Raw genomic sequence first — 11,974 nt, 5'->3', positions numbered from 1 at the left:
TCCTTTTTAACCTTTCGGTTTACTTTGAAAAGAACATATCCTGTTCTTATTTATTATCTATCATTTCATAATCGCTATCAAGCAGCTCTGAAAAAGTTTTTCTCAGTGTTTCCTGCTGCTGCTCGTTCATAACTCTTTTTGCAAGCACATAAATAGTTTCTTTTTTGAGTATTATAATAAACATCTCGTCATTTTCCAAAACGTTCAGTGAGATATCCTCAAAACCAACTATCCTCGGTGGAACAGGAGTAAAGTCCTCCTCCTGCTTTTCCTCCTCTGTCGGCAGCGTTTCTATTTTGAAGCTGTCGTCATAGAGGGTGAAAACATACTTGTCGTCCTCAAGAGGTTTAAGTGCCTGCATAAGATATTTTCTTATTCTTCTGGTGTTATACCATGTGAGAACGATTATTGCAAGGCATATGAACGCCAGCACCCAGTTAAGATATCCCGAAGGGTTTCTCACTATGGACACTATAAAAAGCACCGCAACAACGCCAAAAGCCGCTGTTATCTTCCAGTTATGCGCATAAACGAATTTCTTCTGAAAGGCTAAAAAAGCTCTTTCCTCTTCCTCGTTTTTCACATCATACTCAAAGCTCAAAACAGGCTCTTTTTCTATCTTTGCTTCTTCCACCTCATCAGCATTATCAACAGCTTTCTCAGCCGTTTCAACAGCTTCCTCTGTCTTTACCTCTTCAAGCTCTGTTTCCTGATTTTTATTTTCGTTGTTATCCAAAGCAGTATCCTTTCTTTAAACGTCAAGATTCTTTACATACTCTGCATTTTTCTCTATAAATTCTTTTCTCGGTGCGACCTTATCGCCCATAAGAATAGTGAATATCTCGTCCGCCTTAACAGCGTCCTCCATTGTCACCTTTATCATAGTTCTTCTTTCAGGATCCATGGTTGTTTCCCAAAGCTGTTCAGGGTCCATCTCACCAAGACCTTTATATCTCTGAACGTTTACCTTCAGGTTGTTCTCTCCTGAAAGCTCAGAAATATACTGATCTCTCTCTGCGTCTGAAAAAGCATATCTGACCTGTTTGCCCCTTGCAACCTTGAAAAGCGGTGGCTGAGCAAGATAGATATGACCATCCTCGATAAGAGGACGCATAAATCTAAAGAAGAATGTAAGCAGAAGTGTTCTGATATGAGAACCGTCCACATCGGCATCGGCCATGATGATAACTTTGCCGTAACGGAGCTTTGATATATCAAAGTCCTCGCCAATCGAAGTTCCTAATGCTGTAACAACAGGCATAAGCTTTTCATTGCCGTATACCTTATCTATCCTAGCTTTTTCTACGTTGAGCATTTTTCCCCACAAAGGAAGTATAGCCTGATATTTTCTATCTCTGCCTTCCTTTGCAGAGCCACCCGCAGAATCTCCCTCGACGATATAGATCTCGGTGAGTGAAGCATCTCTCTCTGAGCAATCTGCAAGCTTGCCAGGCAATGAAGAGGATTCAAGAGCAGATTTTCTTCTTGTAAGCTCTCTTGCTTTCTTTGCGGCTTCTCTTGCCTTTTGTGCCTGAACGGACTTATCAAAAATAGCCTTTGCCACAGTAGGGTTTTCCTCAAAGTAGTTCATAAGCTTTTCGGTAACTATCTTGTCAACGAAAGGTCTTACCTCAGGATTGCCAAGTCTGCCCTTTGTCTGTCCCTCAAACTCACAGTTTGTGAGCTTAACGGATACTATAGCCGTCAGACCTTCTCTTACGTCGTCGCCAAGAAGTTTATCGTCGTCTTTAAGATAGCCGAACTTCTTACCGTAGTTATTTATTACCTTTGTAAGAGCATTTTTAAAGCCTGTTTCATGAGTACCGCCGTCAGGAGTATGGATATTATTAGCAAATGAAAGTATAAGGTCATTATAAGTATCGTTATACTGCAAAGCTATCTCAGCAAAGGTATCGCCCTCCATGCCGTTGACATAGATAACTTCCTCAGAAAGCGGAGTAACGCCTCTTGTTTTGTGGATATGCTCCACAAACTGTCTTATACCGCCCTCATAATGGAGAGTTTCGCCCACAGGCTCTGATTCATTTCTCTTATCAGTGAATATTATCTTTATACCAGCGTTAAGGAATGCCTGTTCTCTAAGTCTTTTAAGCAGTGTTTCATAGTCAAACACTGTTGTTTCCTGAAATATCTCAGGGTCAGGCTTAAAGAGAACGGAAGTACCTGTTTTATCAGTATCGCCGATTATTTTCAGCGGCTCTGAATAATTACCTCTGTCAAACCTCTGAAAATGAATATGTTTTCCGTCATAAACTGTAAGCTCAAGATATTCCGAGAGGGCGTTTACTACAGACGCACCAACGCCGTGGAGTCCGCCTGCTACCTTATATCCGCCGCCGCCGAACTTTCCGCCTGCGTGGAGAATGGTATAAACTACCGTTGCAGCAGATATTTTCTCCTTTGGGTGTATACCTGTAGGGATACCACGTCCGTTATCGGTAACTCTGATAATGTCCCCGGGAAGTATCTCTACTTCTATCTCAGTGCAATATCCTGCCAATGCCTCATCGATAGCGTTGTCAACTATCTCGTAGACAAGGTGGTGAAGTCCCTTAGGACCTGTTGATCCGATATACATACCAGGTCTTTTTCTTACCGCTTCAAGACCCTCCAGCACCTGTATCTGATTTTCATTATAATCATTTTGCTTATCCACCATGGATATTTCCTCGGTGTTCTGGATCTCGATCTCGTTGTTATTTTCCAAAAAATAACCCCCTCATCACTTGTTTTTTATCTTATAATCTTATATCTTTGATTCATCATTCAGGCATTCTTTTGCTTCTTTTCAAAAGTGTGGCACAGCTCATCTGACTTATATACACAGTTTCCGTAAAGTCTTTATCAAGGCACACCACAAAGCTTTTAGGCATTTCATATGTGCAGTTCACAACACGTCTGTTTTTTGCCGCAAAATTAAGAAATTCCTTTGTGTTGGCAGAAACAGAGGTGTTCTCTATATCGAAGATCCCTATGATATCTTTAGTATTGACTAAATAGTTATTTCCTAAATGCAGAAACATCACTTATTCTCCTGAACTATCATTCCGTTTTCTATATTGAATATCTTTCCATGGCTTTTCTCGTCAAAGGGGATATTCCTGTCACAGCAGGTTATAAAGACCTGCATATCGTGTATTTTCGAAATAACGAACTTCTGCCTTGATAGGTCAAGCTCACTCAAAACATCATCGAGAAGTATACACGGGCTGTCATCTATTTCCTCGGCAAGTATATAAGCCTGCGAAAGCTTCAAAATAAGAGCAAGAGAGCGGTGCTGTCCCTGAGAAGCGAATTGTCTAACTGCCAGTCCGTTTATTTTTCCCGCAAGATCGTCTCTGTGAACGCCTTTCTGTGTAAATCCTGCTCTTATATCGTCATCAAGATTATTTTGCAGGCAGCTTAGATACTCTTCAGCCATTTCTCCTGCATAATCTTTTCTGCCCTCCAGATTTGAATACACAGTGGAATAATATTCAAGCTCCAACCTTTCTCTGCCCTCTGATATATCCTCATAAAGCTTTTTTGCGAACATATCGAGCTTTTTGGTATAATTGTATCTTAAAAGCGAAATATAAGCCCCAAGCTGAGCAAGCTGGATATCCCACACTTCAAGCTCTTCTCTTTTTGATCTGCCGTAACAGATATTTTTTAACAATATATTTCTCTGCTCTATAAGATCATCATATTTTGAGATAACAGAGCTGTAGGAATTTTTTATCTGTGACACTGAAAGGTCAAGAAACTGCCGTCTGTTTTCGGGAGAGCCTTTTGAAAGCTCCAGATCCTCAGGAGTAAAGATAACACAATCAAGGCTTCCGAAAAGCTTTGAGGGAGTTTTCAGCTTTACGCCATTCAAGGTGACGTTTTTTTCTCTCACATTAGGTCTAGCCATTGCAAAATGTATATCCTGACTGCGAAAGCTGTTTTTAAATGAAATGTCGATATTCATGAACTGTCCGTTTATATCTATCATTTCTCTGTCTTTTGTGTTGCGAAAAGACCTCACTCCGCTGCAAAGCCATATAGCTTCTATAAGATTTGTTTTGCCCTGAGCATTCTTTCCGCAGAAAATATTCATTTTTTCATGAGGATATATCTCGACTTTTTTGAGATTTTTAAATCCGTCTGCGGAAATTTTGGTTATCACCATTTTATTTTACCACTATCTCTGTAGCTATCTCGTCTATCTGCACCTTATCCCCGGGGCGGATCTTCTTTCCCCTCATTGTGCAGACTTCACCATTTACTTTGATTCTCTCCTCGAGGATTATCTCCTTGCCAATGCCGCCTGTTTCCACAACACCTGCATATTTAAGCAGAGAATCGAGCTTTATAAACTCTGATTTTATATTTACATCTATCTGCTGATATTTCATATTCTTATTCCTTTGCTAGTCTTACAGGGAGAACGAGGTAAGTATAAGCGTCGCCCTCACACGGAACTATCTTCATAGGCAGCAGACTTCCGCTCATCTGCAATTTGACCTTATCTTCCTTTATGACCTTCAGAGGATCAAGAAGATATTTGCACTTGAAGCCTATCTCGATAACAGGACCTGCTATATCAGCTTTTATCTCGTCTGTTATCTTTCCAACGCTTGTTGAGCAGTTTATTTTTATAGAATTATTTTCAAAATAGCATCTTGCAGGTGACGGTGTTCTGTCACTTATAAGTATCAAACTTCTTTCAAGAGCGGCAATAAGCTCTTTCCTGTCAACAATGACCTCAGTTGTGCAAGTAGTTGGTATAGCTGACTTATAAGGGTGGAACTCGCCCTCGATAAGTCTTGAATAAACAAGATAGCCGTTTAATTCAAATACAACATGATTTTTTGAGAGATAAACGGAGGCTGTTTCTTCGTCGTTATCTCCCAGAAGTGCTGCTATCTCAGAGAGAGTTTTTGCAGGCACGACGAATTTAAGACTTCCGTCATACTTTATAGGCTCATATCTCACAGCAAGTCTGTATCCGTCAAGGGCAACAAGAGTAAGAGTACCGTTTTCGATCTCAAAAAGCTCGCCCTTAAGAACAGGCTTAAGGTCTGTAACAGCCACGGCAAACTTTGTCTGATTTATCATATCCTTAAGAACAGGCTGAGAGATAGTTATCTTGTTTTCTTCCTCTTTCTTAGGAAGTGCAGGATATTCCTCTGCTGATGTTGCAGGGATATTGAATGTGGTAACTCCTCCTGAGATCGTTACCTGAAAATTTTCAGAAACCTCTATCAGGATCTCTTCAGAAGGCATTTTCCTTATCATTTCAGCAAAAAGTCTTGCATTAAGTATAAATTCTCCCGAATCGTCGCTCTTTACTGGTATAACAGTTTTTATACCTATCTCAAGGTCATAGCCGGTAAGCTCCAGCATTGAGTTTTCAAGCTTGAATTTTATTCCCTCAAGAGATTTAAGTGCAGCACGTTCTGACACTGCTTTTGAAACATTTGTTACTGCTCCGCAAAGTGAAGCATTATTACACAGAATTTTCATAGCAATTTCCTTTCTAAAAAATTACATTTATCTGACTTTTGTTTTTTCAACATATGAATTTCTCAAATTTATATTTTTTGTTCTGATAATATATAAATAAATCAATATTAAATTAGTATTAGTAGTAGAGTGTGTTGAAATGGTTGAAAAGTCATTCAAAGCCTTTTGCAGACTTGTTTTGCTTTTCAAGTTTATTTTAACATCACTTCAACTGTGTTTTCAAAAACTTTTTTTGTGTTTGAAAAGTTGAAAAAATGTTTGTTGAATGTTTATTATTATCGCAAAAAATGTTGAAACCTGAAAATCGGTGTTTGATTTTATAACACCATTGTTTAAACTTCATTGTGCAAAGTTTTGAAAAACATTCCGCAAAGCTTTATATATCCAAGTCCGGATATTCAACAAAATTGTTGAAAACTATGTTGAAAATGTTGAAATAGTCCGTTTAATTGTCCTTGAGGTTTTTGATTATGTCGTCAACGGTATCTTTTAGCTGTTTGTTCTCTTTAAGATTTTTAACAACGTCCTGATAGTGTATGGTCATAGTTGAATGATTTTTGTTAAGCTCATTTCCTATCTGTATAAAGGTCATGCCCTTTACGTCCTTGAAGAGATAGATCGCTATTTTTCTTGCAAGGGATACGTTTGCACGTCTGTTTGTTGATTTTATGTCGTCAGCAGTAACGTCAAATGCCGCCGCTACCTCCTGAAGTATCCTGTCAACCGTTATCTCAGCAGGGTGATTTTCAATGATTATTTCCTTGATTATCCTCTGAGCCATAGATATGGACGGGCTTTCATTTGTATAAATGGTAAGAGCCTTTATTTTGTTTACAGTTCCCTCAAGCTGACGTATGTTCGTCTTTATCTTCTCTGCTATTATCCTTACAACATTGTCAGAAAGCTGTAAGTCCAGCATATCAGCCTTTTTCTTTACGATAGCCATTCTTGTTTCAAAATCAGGCGGTGTAACGTCTACCTGAACGCCAAGTGAAAATCTGGTAAGTATCCTGTTTTGAAGCTTCGATATCTTTGACGGTGCAATATCCGATGTGAGAACTATCTGCTTGCCAGCATTGTAAAGATCGTTGAAGGTATGGAAAAATTCCTCCTGCATACGCTCCTTGCCTGCAATGGTCTGTATATCGTCTACCATAAGATAGTCAGCATTCCTGTATTTATCATGAAATTTATTAGTTTCCTTTGACTCGATAGCTTTAACGAGCTGGTTTATAAAGGATTCACCTGTGGTGTAAATAATTTTCAGCTCAGGGTGATTTTTCTTTACCTCATGCTCGATAGCTTTCATAAGGTGAGTTTTTCCAAGTCCCGAATCACCATATATGATGAGAGGGTTGAATATAGTATTTGTGTTAGACGGCGTTTTCTGATCTTCGTCATACTTATGTGCGACAGCCGTACTGAAAGCATAGGCAAGATCATTCGATTTACCTTTGATAAAGTTATCAAAGGTAAGATTGTTGTTTTCTTCATCAGAAAAGTCAGCCACCTTGACTTCTATATCCTTTTCCTCAGTTTCATTAACTTCTTCTTTGTCTTTAACAAGTATTTTTATATCTACCTCAAAGCCCAAAGTGTTGAGAAAAGCTTCTTTTAAAAGATTCTCATAGGCGTTCATAGTGATATCTCTTGAAAAATCAGAATCAGTGAGCAAATAAGCCACATTGTTTTCAAGCTTCATCGGTTCAAGTATCTTTATCCATTTGTTATATCCCGGCTCGCTGATACTTTTGCAGTTTCGGCAATATTTCAGGACCTCCTGAAATACGTCATTAAAGGAATCCATTGTTTCTCCATAACCTCCTAGAAAATAGCTCTGCCTGTGCGGTGTTTCCGCTGTCCGCCGTGACCCCTGTCAAACAGACGGCAGGTCAGAGTTTTAAAAAAAATATAAACAGGCATAATTAATCAATTCTATACTATTATAGCACACTTGACTTAAAATTTCAAGTCCTATATATTATATATAAGGAAAGAAATAAGGAGAAAAAGTATGTTTTTCAAAGATAAGAAAAAACACTTAATACAGATAAAATTTATATTTGGCACACAATATATTGTATGCTCATTAAAAAGGAGGACGTAAGCGGCAGGTTTTTCGGACAGTAAGCCCTCCAAAGCAAAGAAAAATAATATCAAAAAAAATATAAAAATATTATGAACAGGCTTGACAAATGGTGTGTGAATGAGCTATAATATTAAATTACAAGGGCTTTTTTCATAGCGATATTGTAATTTGCTGTGACCCTATAAGTTTAAACATCTCCGAGGACGTTTTTTTGTATAAAATGACGGAGTGTTGAAAGCGGAAGGAGGAGAATTCGATGAAAAGAACATATCAGCCTAAAAAGCTTCAGAGAAAGAAAGTTCACGGCTTCATGAAGAGAATGTCTACTGCTAACGGCAGAAAGGTACTCGCAAGAAGAAGAGCAAAGGGCAGAGCTAGACTCAGCTACTAAGAGATACAGGCAGTTTCTGATGATAAGTCTGACAGGCATTATTCAGGCGGTTAGTTACGCCTGAATCGATGTCCCTAGGCAGTTGTATTTAAGCGTCGTTGGACGCTGCCTCAGATGACCTATATACCATTCATTGATTTGCATGGTATTGGGTCTTTATCTTTTTTTGGCAAAATTGCCGTGAAAAGGCGAAAAGAGTAAAAACAGTACACAATGGGGAAATGAAGATGCTGTTCACAACGGTTTTAAAGGATAACAAGGCATTTTTAAGGTGCTATAAAAAGGGAAGATTTTGTGCAGACAGTTTTGTAGCAGCATATTTTTATCCCAACGGCAGCCCGTATAACAGGCTTGGCATAACGGCAGGCAAAAAGCAGGGCTGCGCAGTAACGAGAAACAGGATAAAGAGAATAGTTAGAGCCGCCTACAGACTTAACGAGGCGGAATTTCCGCTGGGCTATGATATAGTTTTTGTGGGAAGAAACGATATAGGGGAAAAGAAAACTCAGGATATTGAAAGATTTATAAAAAAAAGACTCATAAAAGAGATGAATAAGCCTGTTCCAAATAATAACAGGTCAGGCAGGGCAAAGAGAAAGTAAAATGAGTAAACTGGCTCAGCTGCTGATAAGGTTTTATCAGCGATTTATAAGTCCTCTTTTCGGACCAAGGTGCAAGTATTATCCAAGCTGTTCGGCATATGCGCTGGAGGCTTACAGAAAACACGGCTTTTTTAAAGGCACGCTGCTCACTGTATGGAGACTGCTTAGGTGCAACCCGTGGAGTCTGGGAGGGGTTGACTATGTTCCTGACAAGCTTACCACTGAGTATTTTAAAATCAGAAAAAAATAAGCCTGAGAGCTTAATCAGATATATAGGTTATCAATATGACAAATAATTGATCTGGAGGATATTAAATGGGTATTATTGCGACCCCTTTGGGCTGGATAATGAAGGGCTGCTATTTTGTATGCAAGAACTACGGAATAGCACTGCTGCTTTTCACTATCCTTACAAGACTTATAGTATTTCCGCTTAACGTCAAGCAGCAGAAGAGCATGGCAAGAATGACCATGCTTCAGCCTGAGCTTGAAAAGATAAAGAAGAAATACGCTAAAAACCAGCAGAAGATGCAGGAAGAGCAGATGAACCTTTACGCCAAGGCTGGCGTAAACCCTATGGCAAGCTGTTTGCCAATGGTCATCACAATGGTAATTCTGTTTGCTCTTATCCCTGTTATTTACGGACCTCTTACCTACGTTTCAAACGCAGATAAAGAGGAGCTTACAGACTCAAACAACATGATATCAAATCTTTATGTTGTCAGTGCTGAGGTAAAAAGCAAGGATACTACAATAGAAAAGCTTATTGAAAAGTTTGAGAAAGACGGTGCTACTGAGGACGAAGCTTATGATAAGCTTGAAAAGCTTTTTACAGATAAGGACAAGTATCCAAAGTCTGCAAAGGCACTTTCTAATGACAACAAGATATCTAACGTTATGGATGCTATCAAGGCTCATAATGATATAGATACTTTTATTCTTAACGAGAATTACTTCTCCACAAACCTCATTCAGTCAAGACCTGAGCTTATGACTTTCGTTTTCACTGAAAAAGAGGGCGGACAGTATGCAGATGTGCTTCCAACAAGCGTAAAGGCTGCGGCTGAAGATTTCAACTACAGCATTTTCGGACTTTTCCTTGGAAAGATACCAACAATGAAGGATCTTTCATGCATTATCCCTATTGTATCAGCACTTTTGCAGCTTATAGTGACATTCGTTTCACAGCATTTTGCAAAGAAGAACAATCCTGACGCCGCTAATATGGGCGGAATGGGAATGAAGATAATGCTTTATGGTATGCCTATCTTCTCACTGTGGATCGGTTTCAGCTATCCGGCAGGTCTTGGTCTTTACTGGTGCTATTCTTCACTGTTTGCACTTGGACAGACTATCGTACTCAATAAGATCTATACACCTGAACACGTTGCAGAGCTTGTTCAGAAGGATATAGCAAAGCAGAAAAAGAAGGGCAAGCCTACTCTTATGGAGAAAATGGCTGAGGCTCAGATGATACAGGCTGGTAAGGATCCTGCTGAGATCAGAAAGTCACTTTCTGACGATGAGGATTACGATGAGCCTAAGAAGAAAACAAAGACGGAGCTTAAAGACGAGCAGAGAAGACGTCTTAACGAAGCCAGAAAGAGAATGGCTGAGAAATATGGCGACGAATATGACGATTCACAGGATTGACCTGTTGTTGACTAAACTTTTTTAGCGAGAGGAGCAGAAAAAAATGAAACAGATCTTTACAGCCGCAACTGTAGACGAAGCAAAGAACAAGGCGGCAGTTGAATTTGGAACAGAAGTAGAAAAGATCACTTTCACAGTTCTTGAAGAGCCTAAAAAGGGCTTTTTCGGAAAGATCAAGGGTGAGGCAAAGGTAGAAGCTGAATATGAGCCTGAAACAAAGGTAGAAACTGTAACTGAAAAAACAGAGGCTGTTGAAGAAAAGGCAGAAGTTCAAGAAGAAGTCAAGGCAGAGGCAGAGTGGAGCGACACTTTGCAGAAAAAGGCTGACTGTGCAAAGGAATATATACTCAATGTTATAAAGGCAATGGGTATAGAAGACACAGAGATCGAGGTAACAAAGCTTGAAAACGGCGCACTTTTTGAGATAAAGAGCGAAGAGTTCGAGAAGCTTATCGGCAAGAAGGGCGATATCCTCGATTCACTTCAGTATCTTGCATCACTTGTATGCAACAGGATAGACAGAGAATATTTCAGAATATCCACAGATTGCAATGGTTTCAGGGCAAGAAGAAAGACCCAGCTCGAAGAGCTTGCAAAAAAGATAGCAAACAACGTAAAGAGAAGCGGTCATTCATCAGCTCTTGAGCCAATGAATCCATATGAGAGAAGAATCATTCACGCTGCTGTATCAGAGATCGAGGGTGTAACATCTCAGTCAAAGGGTGAAGAGCCATGGAGAAAGGTAATAATCAGCTCTACAACACCTAGAAAGTATGACAACAGAGGCGGCTACAAGAAGAACGGCGGCAGAAGAAGAAACAATAACAATCGCCGCTCAAAGGGTTTTGACATCACAACAAGCTTTGAAAAGGACTACAAGAAGCCAAAGCCAGAGGACACAATGAAGGATTCAGGTCTTTACTCAAAGATAGAGTTCTAAATTAAAAATGACAATAAGAAAACACGCTGAACAAAAATTCAGCGTGTTTTTTTGTGCATATATTCGTATTATAATTTTTTCTTTTTCATTTGACCCTTGTTGCGTGGATATTTTTCAGGCGTTTCAGATACTTTTCTTATAAGGATAAGCGTTCTGCCGTCGCCTGTTGGAAGTTCATAGTCAAAGACCTCTTCGACCTTTCCTCCCAGTATCTTAATAGCATTTTTAGCCTCTTTCAGCTCGTCATTTCCTCCTGAGCCTTTCAATGCAACGAAATATCCGCCGACTTTTACAAAAGGCAGGCAATACTCGCATAGGTCGCTGAGGTTTGCCACTGCTCTTGCTGTGGCAATGTCAAATTGTTCACGGCACTCTATGCTTCTGCCAAGCTCCTCTGCTCTGCCGTGTATGCAGGTCGCACCAAGGTCAAGACTGTCTGAAAGCTGTGCAAGAAAATTTATCCTCTTATTAAGGCTATCCAAAAGTGTAAGCTTTATATCGTCACGGACGATTTTCAGTGGACAGGACGGAAATCCTGCTCCTGTGCCGACATCTATTACCGTTGCATTTTCTTTTACCTCGAAAAGTGTGAAAGGATAAACGCTGTCAAAAAAATGCTTTATTGAAATTCCCTCAGGGTCAGTGATAGCAGTAAGATTTATTTTCTCGTTCCATTCACAAAGCAGATCTGCATAAGCTTCAAAGCGTGAATAATCGCTGTCAGATATTGTTATATCATAATTATCAAAAAGCTTTATAAAATCGTCCTTAGAAATAAGCTTTGACAT

13 protein-coding genes are annotated in these 11,974 nt (G+C 39.5%); 5 read left to right on the top strand and 8 right to left on the bottom strand.

Going from position 1 to position 11,974, the window contains the following annotated elements; genetic code table 11:
- Nucleotides 1-46: 46 nt before the first annotated feature.
- The 7 genes from QVO88_RS03775 to dnaA all read right to left on the bottom strand — a co-directional run bounded on the left by QVO88_RS03775 (nt 47) and on the right by dnaA (nt 7,318).
- A complete protein-coding gene (locus tag QVO88_RS03775) occupies nt 47-736 on the bottom strand; it encodes a YcxB family protein (protein WP_022287194.1) in 690 nt (229 codons plus the stop codon).
- A gap of 15 nt (nt 737-751) precedes the next feature.
- Entirely contained in the window at nt 752-2,680 is a 1,929-nt protein-coding gene (gyrB, locus tag QVO88_RS03770; protein WP_265290371.1) for a DNA topoisomerase (ATP-hydrolyzing) subunit B, read from the bottom strand.
- Nucleotides 2,681-2,783: 103 nt separating this feature from the next.
- The gene (remB, locus tag QVO88_RS03765; protein ID WP_022287192.1) at nt 2,784-3,044 is read right to left on the bottom strand and encodes an extracellular matrix regulator RemB; all 261 of its coding nucleotides are present in this window, start codon (nt 3,042-3,044) and stop codon (nt 2,784-2,786) included.
- A complete protein-coding gene (gene recF / locus QVO88_RS03760) occupies nt 3,044-4,174 on the bottom strand; it encodes a DNA replication/repair protein RecF (protein ID WP_022287191.1) in 1,131 nt (376 codons plus the stop codon). The genes remB and recF overlap by 1 nt, the downstream gene beginning before the upstream one ends.
- A gap of 1 nt (nt 4,175) precedes the next feature.
- A complete protein-coding gene (locus tag QVO88_RS03755; RefSeq protein WP_022287190.1) occupies nt 4,176-4,400 on the bottom strand; it encodes an RNA-binding S4 domain-containing protein in 225 nt (74 codons plus the stop codon).
- A gap of 4 nt (nt 4,401-4,404) precedes the next feature.
- The gene (dnaN, locus tag QVO88_RS03750; protein ID WP_022287189.1) at nt 4,405-5,511 is read right to left on the bottom strand and encodes a DNA polymerase III subunit beta; all 1,107 of its coding nucleotides are present in this window, start codon (nt 5,509-5,511) and stop codon (nt 4,405-4,407) included.
- A gap of 445 nt (nt 5,512-5,956) precedes the next feature.
- A complete protein-coding gene (dnaA, locus tag QVO88_RS03745) occupies nt 5,957-7,318 on the bottom strand; it encodes a chromosomal replication initiator protein DnaA (protein WP_022287188.1) in 1,362 nt (453 codons plus the stop codon).
- A 538-nt stretch (nt 7,319-7,856) separates the two neighbouring features.
- On the opposite strand from dnaA, the gene rpmH reads away from it, so the two are divergent.
- The 5 genes from rpmH to jag all read left to right on the top strand — a co-directional run bounded on the left by rpmH (nt 7,857) and on the right by jag (nt 11,186).
- Nucleotides 7,857-7,991 carry a 50S ribosomal protein L34 gene (gene rpmH, locus QVO88_RS03740; protein ID WP_022287187.1) on the top strand — a complete coding sequence of 45 codons (135 nt, stop codon included), beginning with the start codon at nt 7,857-7,859 and terminating at the stop codon, nt 7,989-7,991.
- A gap of 221 nt (nt 7,992-8,212) precedes the next feature.
- On the top strand, nt 8,213-8,593 hold the full coding sequence (gene rnpA / locus QVO88_RS03735; protein WP_288177757.1) for a ribonuclease P protein component: 381 nt from the start codon (nt 8,213-8,215) through the stop codon (nt 8,591-8,593).
- 1 nt (nt 8,594) lies between these two features.
- Nucleotides 8,595-8,843, top strand: coding sequence for a membrane protein insertion efficiency factor YidD (gene yidD, locus QVO88_RS03730; protein WP_022287185.1), 249 nt, complete (start codon nt 8,595-8,597; stop codon nt 8,841-8,843).
- A gap of 65 nt (nt 8,844-8,908) precedes the next feature.
- A complete protein-coding gene (locus QVO88_RS03725; RefSeq protein ID WP_022287184.1) occupies nt 8,909-10,246 on the top strand; it encodes a YidC/Oxa1 family membrane protein insertase in 1,338 nt (445 codons plus the stop codon).
- Between the two features lie 43 nt (nt 10,247-10,289).
- Nucleotides 10,290-11,186, top strand: coding sequence for an RNA-binding cell elongation regulator Jag/EloR (gene jag / locus QVO88_RS03720; RefSeq protein ID WP_022287183.1), 897 nt, complete (start codon nt 10,290-10,292; stop codon nt 11,184-11,186).
- 68 nt (nt 11,187-11,254) lie between these two features.
- Here jag and rsmG read toward each other — a convergent pair whose 3' ends face one another.
- Nucleotides 11,255-11,974, bottom strand: coding sequence for a 16S rRNA (guanine(527)-N(7))-methyltransferase RsmG (gene rsmG, locus QVO88_RS03715; RefSeq protein ID WP_022287182.1), 720 nt, complete (start codon nt 11,972-11,974; stop codon nt 11,255-11,257).

The sequence above is a fragment of the Ruminococcus sp. CAG:57 genome, from assembly GCF_000435935.1.
In the GTDB taxonomy this organism is placed as follows: Bacteria; Bacillota; Clostridia; order Oscillospirales; family Ruminococcaceae; genus Hominimerdicola; species Hominimerdicola aceti.
Note: the sequence above shows the minus strand (reverse complement) of the source record. Positions and strands in the feature narration are given on the sequence as shown.

Bases quoted from the DNA above. Each gene is read 5' to 3' on its own strand.
- rsmG (WP_022287182.1), bottom strand. From the start codon at position 11,974: ATGTCAAAGCTTATTTCTAAGGACGATTTTATAAAGCTTTTTGATAAT.
- dnaN (WP_022287189.1), bottom strand. From the start codon at position 5,511: ATGAAAATTCTGTGTAATAATGCTTCACTTTGCGGAGCAGTAACAAAT.
- jag (WP_022287183.1), top strand. From the start codon at position 10,290: ATGAAACAGATCTTTACAGCCGCAACTGTAGACGAAGCAAAGAACAAG.
- yidD (WP_022287185.1), top strand. From the start codon at position 8,595: ATGAGTAAACTGGCTCAGCTGCTGATAAGGTTTTATCAGCGATTTATA.
- QVO88_RS03755 (WP_022287190.1), bottom strand. From the start codon at position 4,400: ATGAAATATCAGCAGATAGATGTAAATATAAAATCAGAGTTTATAAAG.
- gyrB (WP_265290371.1), bottom strand. From the start codon at position 2,680: ATGGTGGATAAGCAAAATGATTATAATGAAAATCAGATACAGGTGCTG.
- rpmH (WP_022287187.1), top strand. From the start codon at position 7,857: ATGAAAAGAACATATCAGCCTAAAAAGCTTCAGAGAAAGAAAGTTCAC.
- dnaA (WP_022287188.1), bottom strand. From the start codon at position 7,318: ATGGATTCCTTTAATGACGTATTTCAGGAGGTCCTGAAATATTGCCGA.
- QVO88_RS03725 (WP_022287184.1), top strand. From the start codon at position 8,909: ATGGGTATTATTGCGACCCCTTTGGGCTGGATAATGAAGGGCTGCTAT.
- recF (WP_022287191.1), bottom strand. From the start codon at position 4,174: ATGGTGATAACCAAAATTTCCGCAGACGGATTTAAAAATCTCAAAAAA.
- remB (WP_022287192.1), bottom strand. From the start codon at position 3,044: ATGTTTCTGCATTTAGGAAATAACTATTTAGTCAATACTAAAGATATC.
- rnpA (WP_288177757.1), top strand. From the start codon at position 8,213: ATGAAGATGCTGTTCACAACGGTTTTAAAGGATAACAAGGCATTTTTA.